This window comes from Paenibacillus sp. FSL L8-0663, assembly GCF_038008125.1.
Classification (GTDB): Bacteria; Bacillota; Bacilli; order Paenibacillales; family Paenibacillaceae; genus Paenibacillus; species Paenibacillus polymyxa_D.
Map to the genome: position 1 here is coordinate 2855399 of NZ_JBBOYM010000001.1, position 17344 is coordinate 2872742.

Here is a 17344-nt window from a genome sequence, read left to right on the forward strand (position 1 = left end):
ATAGAGAAGAGGGACGAAGTTATGGATAATTTGATGAAAAGAATAGAATCTCTTTCTCCAGAAAAAAGAAAGCTATTTGAGACGATGCTAAAAGAAAAAGGAAAAGATGTTTCAAAATATACGCCAAATGCCTTTTCTGGAATACCTTCTGCCAGAGAGCAGGAATTTTACCCTATGTCATCTGCCCAGAAAAGGCTGTATATACTAAACGAGCTTGAAGGAGCAGGTACTGCATATAACATGCCAGGCGTCGTACTGCTGGAAGGAAACATTGATGCAGTACGCTTCGAACAGGCATTCAAGGAGCTAGTAAAAAGACATGAGGCTCTGCGCACATCATTTCATATGGTTGAGGGTGAACCAGTACAAAAGGTTCATGATTACGTGGATTTCAGTATTACGTACCTGGAACTGGATGAAGAAAAAGCAGCAGAAATAGTCAAAGAATTCATAACGCCCTTTGATCTTAGCCAAGTTCCATTACTGAGAGTAGGACTTGTAAAAACGAACGAAGACAGGCGTGTTATGATGTTTGACATGCACCACATAGTATCAGATGGTATATCAGTCAATATACTTATGAGTGAGTTTTTGGATTTGTACCAAGGGAAGACCCTTTTGCCACTACGGATACAGTACAAGGATTTTTCTGTATGGCAGAAGGAGATGTTTGCCGGAGACTCAATAAAGAAGCAGGAAGAATACTGGCTCCAGACATTTAAGGGTGATATACCGGTACTGGATATGCCTACTGACTATCCAAGACCGGCGGTACAAAGTTTTGAAGGAGATGCTGTAAGCTTTGAAATAAACCCTGAACTTTCAGTCAAACTAAATAAGCTTGCAACAGATAATGGAGCTACCTTATACATGGTACTGATGGCTGCATATAACGTACTCCTGTCCAGATACACTGGACAGGAAGACATCATAGTTGGAAGTCCTGTAGCCGGAAGGCCCCATGCTGACCTGCAGGGTATCATTGGTATGTTTATAAATACCTTGGCCATAAGGAACTATCCTGAGGGAGAAAAGACCTTCGTCCAATTCTTGCAGGAAGTAAGGGAAAATGCGTTTTTGGCTTTTGAAAATCAGAACTACCAGTTTGAAGAACTTGTAGAAAAACTTAATCTCATGAGGGACATGAGCAGGAATCCTCTTTTTGACACTATGTTTGCACTGCGCACTTCAAACAAGACAGAATTTGCAGCATCGGGTATAAACTTCAAACAATACAACAACTGGCTGGAAGGCAGAAAGGCAAAATTTGACCTTATGCTTGAAGTGGTAGAGGGTCCAGAAGGTATAACATTTAACCTTGAATATTGTACCAGGCTGTTTAAGAAGGAGACAATAAAAAGGTTTGGTACCCATTACATTTCCGTTCTTGAAGAGATAACGGCATGCCCTGAAAAAAGGTTGTGGGAAATTGATGTACTGTTACAGGAAGAAAAACAGCAAATCCTATATACCTTTAACGCTACAGAGGCACAGTATCCTAAAAACAAGACTATCCATCAGCTTTTTGAAGAGCAGGCAGAGAAGAACCCTGATCATGTAGCTGTGGTATTTGAGGGTAAAAAGCTTACATATAGTGAACTCAATAAAAAATCAAATGGGTTGGCCCATGTATTAAGGGCTAAAGGAGTCAAACCGGACAGTATCGTAGGTATTCTGGCAGAACGCTCACTTGAGATGATAGTAGCAATCCTAGGGGTATTAAAAGCAGGAGGGGCATATCTTCCCATAGATCCAGATTATCCTGAGGAAAGAATAAGTCATATGCTGGAAGACAGCCGGGCAGTGATCCTGTTGACCCAATCACATTTTATAGACAAATATACATCAATAGGTACAGTAATAAATTTAGAAGATGAGCAGGAATATTCAGATGAACAATATAACTTATCGGAGGTAAATAAACCTTCCGATCTAGCTTACTTAATATATACCTCAGGCTCTACAGGTAAACCCAAAGGGGCAATGATAGAGCATAGAAACATAGTAAGGCTGTTATTTAACAGTAAAATGCAGTTTGATTTTAACGAAAATGATGTATGGACTATGTTTCATTCTATGAGTTTCGATTTTTCCGTATGGGAGATGTACGGGGCGTTGTTATATGGGGGCAGATTGGTGGTAGTTCCTAAAATGACAGCACGCAGCAATGTAGAGTATCTGAGACTTCTAAGGAATGAGAAGGTGACCGTATTAAATCAGACACCTTCAGCCTTCTATAATATAGCCAATGAAGAAGTATCATATGAAGAAAAAGAACTTAAGATAAGATATGTCATATTCGGAGGGGAAGCATTAAAGCCTGCATTGTTGAAGGAATGGAGAAAGAAGTACCCGCAGACTAGACTCATCAATATGTATGGAATAACCGAGACAACAGTGCATGTCACATATAAAGAGATAGAAGAGGAAGAAATTAGATCTAATGTGAGCAGCATAGGAAGGCCTATACCAACCCTTACAACATATGTAATGGATAAGAACATGAAAGTTGTTCCCATTGGAGTAGCCGGAGAGCTTTGTGTAGGAGGAGACGGAGTTTGCAGAGGATATCTTGGAAGACCGGAGCTTACAAAGGAAAAGTTCGTTCAAAATCCGTACAAGCCGGAAGAGAGGTTATATAGATCTGGAGACCTGGTCCGGTTATTATCTGATGGAGAAATGGAATACCTGGGTAGAATAGACCACCAGGTAAAGATAAGAGGCTTTAGGATAGAGCTTGGTGAAATAGAAGCACAACTGCTAAAGCATCCTTCAATTGAGGAATCTTTGGTGATTGCAAAGGAAGACCATCAGGGCAGTAAATACCTGTGTGCATATATAGCGGGAGAAAATGAGCTGACAATATCAGAACTAAGGGAGCATCTCTTAAAAGAACTGCCCGAATACATGGTACCATCATACTTTGTGCAGCTTGAAAAAATGCCATTGACAGCTAATGGCAAGATAGACAGGAAGGCATTGCCTGAACCCGAAGGTAATATAAATACGGGAATAGAGTATGAAGCGCCTATAGGCGAATTTGAAGAGAAGCTTGCACTGATTTGGCAAGACATCCTTGGAATTAAGAAGATAGGAAGAAATGACAACTTCTTTATGTTAGGTGGACACTCTTTAAAGGCTACAAGCCTTGTAGCGAGAATTCACAAAGAGTTCAATATAGACATGCCTCTTAAGGAAATATTTAAGGCTCCAATTATAGCGGAAATAGCAAGGTATATGAAGGAAGCAAAGGAGAGTATATATCAATCCATCCAAACTGCTAAAGAGATGGAATACTACCCTATGTCATCAGCCCAAAGAAGGCTGTATATATTAAATCAGTTTGAAGGAGCAGGGACAGCATACAATATGCCAGGCAGCTTGCTGGTTGAAGGCAGTATTGATCTAGAGCTTTTTCAGAAGACCTTCCAACAGCTTATAAATAGGCATGAGACCCTTCGAACATCTTTCCATTTCATAGAGGGTGAACCCGTCCAGAAGATCAATGATCCTGTGGGTTTTAGTGTAGTGTATCTAGAATCTGACGAAGAAAAAGTGGGGGAAATCGTAAAAGAATTTATAAAGCCGTTCGATCTTGGAATTGCTCCGCTGCTAAGAGTAGGCCTTGTGAAAACGGGAAAAGACAAGCATGTCATGATGTTTGACATGCACCATATCATATCTGACGGTACGTCCATGGATATACTGGTACATGAGTTCATGGATATGTATGGAGGAAATAACCCTTCTTCCCTCCGTATACAGTACAAGGACTATTCTGTTTGGCAGAAGGAACTATTTGCTGGGGACAAAATAAAGAAGCAGGAGGAATACTGGCTCCAGGAATTTAATGGAGAAATTCCTGTGCTGAATATGCCAGTAGATTACCAAAGGCCTGCGGTTCAAAGCTTTGACGGAGGTTTTATCCGTTTTGAAGCAGGCAGTGAGCTTACGGGAAAACTTATTAAGCTTGCAAGGGATAATGGGGCTACTCTTTACATGACATTGCTTGCTTCATACAACATACTGCTGTCTAAGTATACGGGGCAGGAAGATATTATAGTGGGAAGCCCTATAGCTGGAAGACCTCATACAGATTTACAAGACATAATAGGTATGTTTGTAAATACTTTAGCCATGAGGAACTATCCCCAGGGAGAAAAGACCTTTGCTGAGTTTCTAAAGGAAGTAAGGGAAAACTCTATAAGGGCTTATGAAAATCAGGACTACCAGTTTGAAGAACTGGTGGAAAAGCTTAATGTAAAGAGGGATATGAGCAGGAATCCTCTTTTTGATACTATGTTTGTATTGCAAAATACCGGCTCATCAGAATTGAAGATAGATAGGCTTAAGTTTATACCCTATACAAATGAATTTAGAATATCCAAATTTGACTTGACATTAAATGCTCGGGAAACCCAGGAAGGTATTGCATTTGATTTGGAATATGCCACAAGGCTGTTCAAGAAAGAGACTGTAGAAAGGTTTGCAGCCCATTACCTTAATGTTCTGGAAGAGATAACGGTTTATCCTGGAAAAAGGTTGTCAGAAATTGATATGCTTTCACAGGAAGAAAAGCAGAAAATACTATATGACTTTAACGATACAAAGGTCCGGTATCCTAAGGATAAGACTATACATCAACTGTTTGAAGAGCAGGTAGAAAAGACACCCAATAATATTGCTGTAGTGTTTGAAGATAAACAGCTGACTTATAAGGAAGTAAACGAAAAGGCAAACCAACTGGCCAGAAAATTAAGAGAAAAGGGAATAAAACCTGATAGTGTAGTGGGAATTATGGTAGAACGTTCCCCGGAAATGATCATAGGGATCATGGCTGTCCTAAAAGCTGGGGGGGCTTATTTACCCATAGCTCCTGAATACCCTGAAGACAGGATCCAGTTTATGCTTGATGACAGTGGCAGCCAAATTATTCTGATACAGGATAAATTTATAAATGCTAAAGGTAGTTACAGAAATGCTGAATTTATTAGCATAGAAAATCAGGAACTATTTACTGGGGATGTATCAAATCCAAAGTTAATTAGTAAACCTGAAAACTTGGCTTATGTAATATATACATCCGGTTCTACCGGCAAACCCAAAGGGGTAATGATAGAGAACTACTCCGTAATCAACCGGATCAACTGGATGCAGAAGCAATACCCGATAGCTGAAGGTGATGTGATCCTGCAGAAAACTCCCTATACCTTTGACGTATCGGTATGGGAATTATTGTGGTGGAGCTTTACTGGGGCCAAAGTCTGCCTGCTGATACCGGGAGGAGAAAAAAATCCGGAAGAAATCGTGAAGGCAATCGAAAAAAATAAAGTTACCACAATGCACTTTGTACCATCCATGTTGAGTGTATTTTTAGAGTATGTAGAGGAAAAGGGGATAATAGAGGAAATAGCAAGCTTAAAGCAGGTATTTGCCAGTGGAGAAGCACTGAACCTGAAGCAAGTAGAAAAGTTCAACAAGCTGCTGTACAAAGAAAAAGGAACAAGCCTGCATAACCTGTACGGACCAACAGAAGCAACAGTAGATGTATCCTACTTTGGCTGCTCTACGGAAGAAGAATTGGAGCTTGTACCTATAGGAAAGCCCATAGATAACATTAAGTTGTATGTTGTCAGTAAGGAAAAGGGCCTGCAGCCGATAGGAGTAGCGGGAGAACTATGCATAGCAGGGGATGGACTGGCAAGAGGGTACTTGAACAGACCGGAACTTACAGAAGAAAAATTCGCAGCAAACCCATTCGCACCGGGTGAAAGGATGTACAGGACAGGTGACCTGGCAAGGTGGCTGCCTGACGGCAACCTAGAATATCTGGGCAGGATCGACCATCAGGTAAAGATAAGAGGCTACAGGATAGAACTGGGTGAAATAGAGAACCGGTTATTAAAGCATGAAGCAATAAAAGAAGCGGTGGTATTGGACAAAGAAGGAGCTGACGGAAATAAGTATCTTTGTGGATACGTCGTACCGGATCAAGAAATAACCGTACAGGGGATGAGGGAACACTTGTCAAAAGAGCTCCCGGACTACATGATCCCTTCCTACTTTGTGCGGATGGAAAAGCTGCCATTGACCCCTAATGGAAAAATAGACAGGAAAGCATTGCCTGTGCTCGATAGCAATGTTAATACCGGCGTAGAATACGTAGTACCTTCGGGAGAAATAGAGGAGAAACTTGCGCTGTTGTGGCGGGATATCCTTGGAATAGAGAAGGTAGGAAGAAATGATAACTTTTTTATGCTTGGGGGACACTCGTTAAAGGCAACAAGCCTTGTAGCAAGAATTCACAAAGAGTTCAATATAGACATACCTCTTAAGGAAATATTCAAGACACCAACCATCTTAGAAATTGCCAGATATATTAAAGACTCAAAGGAGAGCCTATATCAGTCAATCCAACCGGCAGGAGAAATGGAATACTACCCTATGTCATCTGCACAAAGAAGGCTGTATATACTAAACCAGCTTGAAGGGGCAGGGACAGCATACAACATGCCTGGTATTATGCTGCTGGAAGGAAGCATTGATACAGCGCGTTTCCAGGAAGTCTTCAGGCAGTTGGTAAAAAGGCATGAGACTCTTAGAACATCGTTCCACATGATCGATGGTAACCCGGTCCAGAAGGTTCATGACCATGTGGAATTCAGCGTGATGTACTTTGAAACTAACGAAGAAAAAGCCGCAGAGTATGCTGGGGAATTTGCCAGACCTTTTGATCTTGGCAAGGCTCCTCTGCTAAGGGTAGAGCTTGTAAAAACGGGAGAAGACAGGCATCTTATGATGTTTGATATGCATCACATTATATCCGATGGTGTCTCCATGGACATACTGATTCGTGAGTTTATGGATCTTTATGAAGGAAACAACCCTCCAGCACTTCGGATACAGTACAAGGACTACGCTGTATGGCAGAATAAACTGTTTGATGAGGGCGGAATTAGCAGCCAGGAGGAATACTGGCTCCAAGCATTCCAGGGAGAAATACCTGTACTGAATATGCCGCTAGACTATCCAAGGCCTGTAATACAAAGCTTTGAAGGGGATTTTTTTAGCTTTGAAGCAGGCAGTGAGCTTACGAATAAATTAAACAAGCTTGCAAGGGATAATGGGGCTACGCTTTACATGACACTGCTCGCGGCATACAACATATTGCTGTCTAAGCACACCGGACAGGAAGACATAATCGTTGGAAGCCCTATAGCCGGAAGGCCACATTCAGACCTGCAGGATATCCTTGGTATGTTTGTAAATACCTTGGCTATGAGAAATTACCCCAAGGGAGATAGTACCTTTGTAGAATTCTTGAATGAAGTAAGAGAAAACGCTCTAAGGGCTTATGACAATCAGGATTACCAATTTGAAGAACTGGTTGAGAAGCTTAACTTGAAGAGGGACATGAGCAGAAACCCACTGTTTGATACTATGTTTACCATGCAAAATGCCTCTAAGGTAGAATTTGCAGTACCTGGTATAAGCTTCAGACCTTTTAATAACGGGCTAGAGTATAGAATATCAAAATTTGACCTATCCATTGATGCAATAGAGCGTGAAGATGGTATGGCTTTTAGCTTTGAATATTGTACTCGGCTTTTCAAAAAAGAGACTATAAAAAGGTTGGCGGCTCATTACCTTAACGTGTTGGAAGAGATAACCGCAAATCCGTTTAAAAGGTTGTCGGAAATAAATATGTTGTCCCAGGAGGAAAAACAGCAAATAATCTATGGCTTCAATGATACAAAAGTAGAATATCCTAAGGATAAGACCATACAAGAGCTATTTGAAGAACAAGTGGAAAAGACGCCTGATAACATAGCAGTAGTATTTGAAGATAAATACTTGACTTACGGAGAACTTAATGAAAAGGCCAATCAACTGGCTTGGATCTTAAGGGACAAGGGATTAAAACCTGACAGTGTAGTAGCTATAATGGTAGACCGGTCCATAGAAATGATAATAGGTGTAATTGCTGTATTTAAAGCAGGAGGCGCGTATTTACCCATAGACACCGAATATCCTGAAGAACGAATCAGATATATGATCGATGACAGCTTGGCTGGAATTATTCTTACGCAAGAACATCATAAAGAAAAAATTAAATTTGATCTTGATATTATAAGCTTTGATGACTGTGTGAATTACAACGGGAGAACAGAAAATCTTCCTGTCATTAATAAATCTTGTAATTTAGCATATGTCATTTATACATCAGGAACCACAGGAAAGCCAAAGGGGATCATGATAGAGCATAGAAGTCTTGTCAACATATCTTACGCATGGAAAAAGGAATATAGGCTTGCGGATATGGATGTAAAGCTGTTGCAAATCGCAAGTTTTTCTTTTGATGTATTTGTGGGAGATGTTTCGAGAACGCTGCTCAACGGAGGCCAAATGGTTATTTGTTCATCCGAGGAGAGATACGATCCTGCACGATTATATTCACTTATTAAAACCCATAAAATAACCATCTTTGAATCCACACCGGCACTGATTATTCCTCTTATGGATTATATCCATGATAATGCTTTGATTATTGATAGCCTCAAGTTGCTTATACTTGGATCAGATACTCTCTCTGTGGAAGATTATGAAAGATTACAATCCTGGTATGGAGAGAAACTGCGGGTTGTTAATAGCTATGGGGTTACTGAGTCCACCATAGATTCCAGTTATTACGAAAAGAGACTGGGAAGCTATTTGGAATCCGGGAGTGTACCTATCGGAAAGCCAATGCAAAATATAAAATACTACGTTGTTGACAAACACTTGAGACCTCAGCCTACAGGGGTTTTGGGTGAGTTGTGCATAGGGGGAGAAGGGCTTGCAAGGGGATATCTAAACCGGTCCGAACTGACAGCTGAAAAATTTGTACCTAACCCGTTTATACCAGGGGAAAGGATGTATCGTACAGGGGATCTGGCCAGATGGCTGTCTGATGGGAATATGGAATTTTTAGGAAGAGTAGATCATCAGGTAAAGATAAGGGGATTTAGAATAGAGCTGGGGGAAATAGAAGCACAACTGCTAAAGCACGTTTCAATAAAGGAAGCAGTGGTTATTGCAAGGGAAGATCAGAAGGGAAACAAGTATCTGTGTGCCTATGTGGCAGGGGAAAATGAATTAACAATAGCAGAACTAAGGGGACATCTCTTAAAGGACCTTCCAGACTATATGATACCATCCTATTTTATGCAGTTAAAAAAGCTGCCGCTGACTCCCAATGGCAAAATAGATAGGAAGGCATTGCCCGAACCTGACGGCAATATCGATGCTGGAATAGAGTATGTCGCACCCTTGGGTGAAGTGGAGGAGAAACTTGCGGGGTTGTGGCAGGATATCCTTAGTATAGAGAAAGTGGGAAGAAACGACAATTTCTTTGAGCTGGGGGGACATTCCTTAAGGGCAGCAAATCTTATTGCCAGGATTCACAAAGAGTTCAATGTAAACATACCGCTTAAAGAAATATTTAAGAGCCCAAATATGTCTGAAGTTGCCGAGTGCATCAAGATTGCAAAGGAGAGTGTATTTCATTCTATTGGGCCGGCTGGGGAGATGGAGTACTATCCAATTTCATCCGCCCAGAAAAGGCTGTATATTCTAAACCAGCTTGACGCAGTTGGGATGGCATACAACATGCCTGGTATTATGCTAATTGAAGGCAAACTCGATAAACTGCGCTTTGAACAGGCTTTTAGGGAGCTTGTTGACAGACATGAGTCTTTCCGTACCTCATTCCATATGATAGATGGTAAACCGGTACAAAAGGTCCATAGCAATGTGGATTTTAGTGTTATGTATATGGAAACCGATGAGGAAAGAGCTGCGAAAATAGCCAGTGAATTTATTAGGACCTTTGACCTTGATGAGGCTCCTTTACTTAGGGTTGGGCTTATAAAAGTTGGAGAAGACAGATATATTATGATGTTTGATAAGCACCATATTATATCTGACGGGGTGTCTGACGACATACTGGTAAGAGAATTTATGAGCCTGTATGAAGGTAAGGAACTTCCGGAACTTAAGATTCAGTACAAGGATTTTTCCGTATGGCAGAACAGGCTGTTTGCTGATGGGACAATTAGTAAGCAGGAAGAATACTGGCTCCAAGTATTCAAAGGAGAAATTCCTTTGCTTAATATGCCGCTAGACTACCCTAGGCCAGCTATACAGAGTTTTGAGGGAGATGTGATCAGTTTCAAAGCAGGCAAGGAGCTTGCTGTTAAACTGAACAAACTTGCAGTGAATAATGGTGCCACGCTCTACATGGTACTTTTAGCTTCATACAATGTCCTTTTATCCAAGTACACCGGACAGGAAGATATTATAGTTGGAAGTCCCGTTGCAGGAAGGCCGCATACTGATCTTCAGGACGTTATTGGTATGTTTGTAAACACGCTAGCCATGAGGAATCACCCTCAAGGTGGAAAGACTTTTGTGGACTTCCTTAATGAAGTAAGAGAAAACTCCTTAAGGGCTTACGAAAACCAAGATTACCAATTTGAAGAACTGGTAGATAAGCTTAACCTGGAAAGGGATCTGGGTAGAAATCCACTTTTCGATACTATGTTTGTACTGCAAAATATCGAGGCATCAGAAGTGAAGATGGATGGGCTAAGGTTTATGCCCTATGACAGTGAAGTAAGAATATCCAAGTTTGACTTGACTTTAAACGCTGAGGAAACAGAGGACGGTATTGCATTTGAATTGGAGTATGCTACCAGGTTGTTTAAGAAAGAGTCAGTTATAAGGCTTATTGCCCATTACCTTAATGTATTGGAAGAGGCAGCAGCCTTTCCTGAAAAAAGGCTATTAGAAATTGATATGCTGTCACAAGACGAAAAACATCAAATATTATATGAATTTAATAATACAAAAGCAGGATACCCTCGGGAAAAGACCATCCATCAGATTTTTGAGGAACAGGTGGAACGGACACCCAATAATATTGCTGTAGTGTTTGAAGATAAACAGCTGACTTATAGGGAGTTAAACGAAAAGGCAAACCAACTGGCCAGAAAATTAAGAGAAAAGGGAATAAAACCTGATAGTGTAGTGGGAATTATGGTAGAACGTTCCCCGGAAATGATCATAGGGATCATGGCTGTCCTAAAAGCTGGGGGGGCTTATTTACCCATAGCTCCTGAATACCCTGAAGACAGGATCCAGTTTATGCTTGATGACAGTGGCAGCCAAATTATTCTGATACAGGATAAATTTATAAATGCTAAAGGTAGTTACAGAAATGCTGAATTTATTAGCATAGAAAATCAGGAACTATTTACTGGGGATGTATCAAATCCAAAGTTAATTAGTAAACCTGAAAACTTGGCTTATGTAATATATACATCCGGTTCTACCGGCAAACCCAAAGGGGTAATGATAGAGAACTACTCCGTAATCAACCGGATCAACTGGATGCAGAAGCAATACCCGATAGCTGAAGGTGATGTGATCCTGCAGAAAACTCCCTATACCTTTGACGTATCGGTATGGGAATTATTGTGGTGGAGCTTTACTGGGGCCAAAGTCTGCCTGCTGATACCGGGAGGAGAAAAAAATCCGGAAGAAATCGTGAAGGCAATCGAAAAAAATAAAGTTACCACAATGCACTTTGTACCATCCATGTTGAGTGTATTTTTAGAGTATGTAGAGGAAAAGGGGATAATAGAGGAAATAGCAAGCTTAAAGCAGGTATTTGCCAGTGGAGAAGCACTGAACCTGAAGCAAGTAGAAAAGTTCAACAAGCTGCTGTACAAAGAAAAAGGAACAAGCCTGCATAACCTGTACGGACCAACAGAAGCAACAGTAGATGTATCCTACTTTGGCTGCTCTACGGAAGAAGAATTGGAGCTTGTACCAATAGGAAAGCCCATAGATAACATTAAGTTATATGTTGTGAGTAAGGAAAAGGGCCTGCAGCCGATAGGAGTAGCGGGAGAACTATGTATAGCAGGGGATGGACTGGCAAGAGGGTACTTGAACAGACCGGAACTTACAGAAGAAAAATTCGCAGCAAACCCATTCGCACCGGGTGAAAGGATGTACAGGACAGGTGACCTGGCAAGGTGGCTGCCTGACGGCAACCTAGAATACCTGGGCAGGATCGACCATCAGGTAAAGATAAGAGGCTACAGGATAGAACTGGGTGAAATAGAGAACCGGTTATTAAAGCATGAAACAATAAAAGAAGCAGTGGTATTGGACAAAGAAGGAGCTGACGGAAATAAGTATCTTTGTGCGTACGTCGTACCGGATCAAGAAATAACCGTACAGGGGATGAGGGAACACTTGTCAAAAGAGCTCCCGGACTACATGATCCCTTCTTACTTTATGCAGATGGAAAAGCTGCCATTGACCCCTAATGGAAAAATAGACAGGAAAGCATTGCCCGAGCCTGACGGAAGTATGAGTACGGGAACAGAATATGTAGCGCCGCGGAATGAAGTGGAAGAGAAACTGGTTGAAATATGGCAGGAAGTGCTTGGAGCAAAACAGGTAGGAATAAGGGACAACTTCTTTAAAATAGGCGGAGATTCTATACGTGCAATATCATTAGTCAGCACAATATGCAAAAAGTTGGATATAAACATCCAAATCAGGGATATATACATGAATCCTGATATTGAGAGATTGTCTGCATTCTTAAAAGTAAAAGATACGGAAGCTTTTAACAGTAAGATGGGTAAAGCAAGGGAAGAACTGGAGTTATTTAAACAGCGAATATTGATGAATGAAACTCTCTCAGAAAAGTTACCTTCGGACATGGAAGATATATATCCGATGAGTCACATAGAGCTGGGTATGATTTATCATTCCAAAAAAGACTATGAAAATGCAGTTTATCATGACCAATTTGCATTTCATCTGAATGACAAAGACTTTGATTTCCCAGCATTTAAAGAAGCGATGCTTCTAATGACGTCAAAACATGATATTTTAAGGACGGTTTTTAATTTAGAGGATTTTGAAACTCCTGTGCAAATTGTTTACAAGGGCAGTAGTCTTGATATTGAGCAGATAGATATCATGAATTTTAGCAGGACAGGGCAGGTTGAGTATATAAACAAATATTTGGAAAATGACAGAGCGAATCCGTTTGATATATCAAAGCCCCTTTGGAGGATAAGAATATTCAAACTTGACGCAAACCATATTTGTCTGGTTCTGATATTCCACCATGCTATCCTGGATGGCTGGAGTGTTGCTTCATTGATTACGGAAGTTTCAAACCTATACTCTAAGCTTAAGCAAGAAAAAGATTATATACCAACACGGCTTAAATGCAGCTATAAAGATTATATAGCAGACCAAATGACAATTAAGGACAACCAGGAAGTAATTAATTATTGGAGAGAGGAATTAAGTGAATATAAAAGGTTGAATATGCCTGCAAATATTCATGGAAAAACAAAAAAATCTTATAAAGTAGACCATGTAACACGTCATTTAAGTCAGGAATTTTTAGGTGATTTAAGAAGTACTGCCAGAAGATATGATGTAAGCTTAAAGACACTTTGCTTTGCTGCATACACTTATATGCTCAATATGCTTTCATACGAGGATGACTTTGTCGTAGGTTTGGTAGAAAATAACAGACCTGTATGCGAAGATGGAGATAAGATGCTGGGGTGCTTCTTAAATACGGTTCCCGTCAAAATGTGTTTTGATAAAATCGATATATGGGAGGAATTGATAAAAGTTGCAGAAAAGAAATTAATAAACTTAAAGCTTTATGGAAGACTGCCTTTATTTGAGATCATAAATATCCTGGGCGGAAAAGAAAACAAAGAGGAAAATCCTTTATTTGATACCATATTCAATTATGTGGATTTTCATATATATAACGAGATAATAAACAAAGAAATCGGTGATGTTAAAGATAGAATTTCAGTTGATGAATATGAAGCAACCAATACAAGTCTTGACTTTACAGTAAGTAATACATTCGATGATCTTAATATAAGCTTGATCTACTCGGACAAAGTATTGGAAAGAAAACAGGCAGAAGAGTGTATAGACTATTTTATTAATATTTTAAATATGTTTATCCATAACCCCAAAGGGTCAGTTGACAAGCTTATTATATTAAGTCATGAAGAAAGAAAGCAGTTGCTGATAGACTTTAATGATACTAAGAAAGACTATCCGCAGGACAAAACCATACATGAGCTGTTTGCTGAGCAGGTGGAAAGGACACCTGACAACATAGCTGTGGTATATGAAGACAAGCACTTGACTTACAGGGAATTGAACGGAAAGGCAAATCATTTGGCCAGAGTATTGAGGAACAAAGGGGTAAAGCCTGACCGTATTGTAGGAATTATGGCCGAACGTTCATTTGAGATGATTGTGGGGATATTTGCCATATTGAAAGCTGGAGGGGCGTATCTGCCGATAGATCCTAATTATCCTGATACAAGGATAAAGTATTTGTTGGACGATAGTGGTTCCCAGATCCTTTTGACCTCCAGGACCTTTATGGAAAATAAGCAGATTGATGCGGATATTATATATCTGGAGGAAGAATATTTAAATGAAGAGAACTCAAAGCTTGAAAATGTAAACAAACCCTCGGACCTTGCGTACGTCATTTATACATCAGGTTCGACAGGGAAGCCCAAAGGTGGAATGATTGAGCATACTAGCGTTGTAAACATAATTACAGCCCTCCAGGCCATGTATCCGCTTAAAGCGGAAGACGCTTTTCTATTTAAAACAACTTATACCTTTGACGTATCCGTAGCTGAGATATTTGGCTGGTTCCTCAACGGAGGAAAGCTTGTAATATCACGCCAAGGTGTGGAAAAGGAAGCTATGGAGTTAGTAGAGGTAATAAACAAGCATAAGATAACCCATGTAAACTTTGTACCATCAATGCTGAATATAATGGTACAAACTTTAAAAGATAATGGTATAAAACTGCCATCAACTCTCAGGTATATTTTTGCTGCTGGAGAAGCGCTGCCCAAAAAGCTTGTCCATGAGCTTTTCGATGTCTCAGAGAACACATCTCTGGAAAATATCTATGGGCCTACAGAGTCCACGATATATGCAGCGGGTTACAGTATAACAAAGAAAATAGCAGAAGAACTTATAACAGTACCTATAGGGAAAGCTTTACAGAATGTATACCTTTATATACTGGACAAGCACAACCAATTAACTCCTGTAGGAGTGGCCGGTGAACTTGTGATAGGTGGAAGCGGTCTTGCAAGGGGCTATTTGAATAGACCTGAACTGACAGCAGAAAAATTTGTACCTAACCCGTTTATTCCCGGCGAAAAAGTGTACCGCACAGGGGACTTAGTAAGGCGGCTTCCTGATGGGAACATCGAATTCATGGGCAGGATCGACCACCAGGTAAAGATAAGAGGCTTTAGAATAGAGCTTGGAGAAATTGAAGCACATCTGGTGAAGCACACTGCTATTAAGGAAGCAGTGGTTATTGCAAAGGAAGAGCAGCAAGGGAAGAAGTACCTGTGTGCATATATTGTAGGGGAAAATGAATTGACCATTTCCGAGCTAAGGGAGCATCTCTTAAACGAACTACCTGACTACATGGTACCAGCATATTTCATGCAGCTGGAACAGCTGCCATTTAATGCCAACGGTAAAATTGATCGGAAAGCATTGCCTGAACCACAGGGGAATATTAATACCGGAGTAGAGCATGTAGTTCCTAGAAACGAAAGAGAAGAAATACTGGCCAAAGTATGGGAAGACGTACTAAAAACTGAAAACATCGGGGTAAAAGATAATTTCTTCAGCCTTGGAGGAGACTCAATAAAAGCCATACAGGTAATGTCGCGTCTTAACGTCCATGGGCTAAAGCTCGAAATGCGGGACTTATTCAAACATCCTGTAATTGAGGAACTCGTCGAATATATACAATCTACAAGCCGAAGAATTCATCAAGGCCCGGTAGAAGGCATAGTACCGATAACACCTATACAAAGATGGTTGTATAAACAAGACAGCAAGGATATCCATCATTTTAATCAGGAAATAATGATATATGGGCGTAACGGATTTGAAGAAGCTATTATTCGAAAAGTATTGTCAAAGCTTGTAGAGCACCACGATATTTTTAGAACAGTGGTAAAAATAGAGGATCAAAATATACTCCAATACAACAAAAACCTTGAAGGTGAACATTTTTCATTGGAAATTGTAGACCTTAGGGACAGCTATAATTACCGGGAAAAAATAGAGCTGGAAGCGTCGAGGATTCAGAGGAGCATGGACTTGTATAACGGTCCTTTAGTTAAGGTTGGTCTGTTTAAGACTAAAGAAGGGGACCACCTGCTAATAGCTATTCACCACCTTGTAGTTGATGGGGTATCGTGGAGAATCATACTGGAAGATTTGGACATAGGATACAGACAGGCGCTAAACAATGATGAAATAAAATTCAGCAACAAGACCGACTCTTTCAAAGATTGGGCACAGAGGCTTGATGAGTATGCCAATAGCCCTGAACTATTAAAAGAAATAAATTACTGGACCAATTTGGAAAAAACTGAAACAATACCGCTTCCAAAAGACCGAGAGATTGAAGAAAGAAGGTATATGAATAACAATAGCGTCAAGATCGAGCTGAGTATTGAAGAGACTGAGAAGATGCTAAAGCGGGTAAACCATGCTTATAACACAGAAGTAAACGACATATTGCTTACCGCCTTGGGATTAGCAGTGAGGGAATGGACCGGAAATGATAAGGTTCTGATCAGTCTGGAGGGGCACGGCAGGGAGGAAATCATTAAAGACATTGACATAAGCAGGACCGTGGGATGGTTCACCACCCAGTATCCCGTGGTGTTAGATGTCAGCGGACAACTCGATATTTCCCGCATGATCAAATCGGTAAAAGAAAACATCAGGCAGATACCTAACAAAGGGATAGGTTACGGCATACTAAAATATCTTACCTTGCCGGAAAACAAAGCCGATTTAAATTTTAATCTAAACCCTGAAATAAGCTTCAATTACCTCGGTCAATTCAACCAGGATAATGTAGACAATTTATTTGGAGTGTCTGATATTCCTGTCGGAGAGTCTACAGGACCAAACTATAAAAGTGAGTATTGTATTGATATTAACGGCGGAACTGTAGAAGGCGGGAAGCTGGAATTAAACTTTAGCTACAACCAGGGCGAGTATGAGAAGAGTACTATTGAAGGGGTAGCGGTGAGTTTTAAAAAGCATTTAGTAAACATAATAACCCATTGTGCAGAAATGGACTATTCAGAAGCTACACTCAGTGATTTTACAGTAGACGATCTGAATATGGATGAGTTTGAAGACGTATTGAATAACTTCGAATAAAAAG

Annotated in this window: 1 protein-coding gene; it reads left to right on the forward strand. The window is 40.4% G+C overall.

The genetic code is table 11. The annotated features are described in order from the left end of the window. Positions 1 to 21 precede the first annotated feature (21 nt). Positions 22 to 17340, forward strand: coding sequence for a non-ribosomal peptide synthase/polyketide synthase (locus tag MKY75_RS12285; protein ID WP_340885467.1), 17319 nt, complete (start codon positions 22 to 24; stop codon positions 17338 to 17340). The last annotated feature ends 4 nt before the right edge of the window (positions 17341 to 17344 follow it).

Excerpts from the sequence above, each read along its gene's own strand:
- MKY75_RS12285 (WP_340885467.1), top strand. The coding sequence starts at position 22 with ATGGATAATTTGATGAAAAGAATAGAATCTCTTTCTCCAGAAAAAAGA.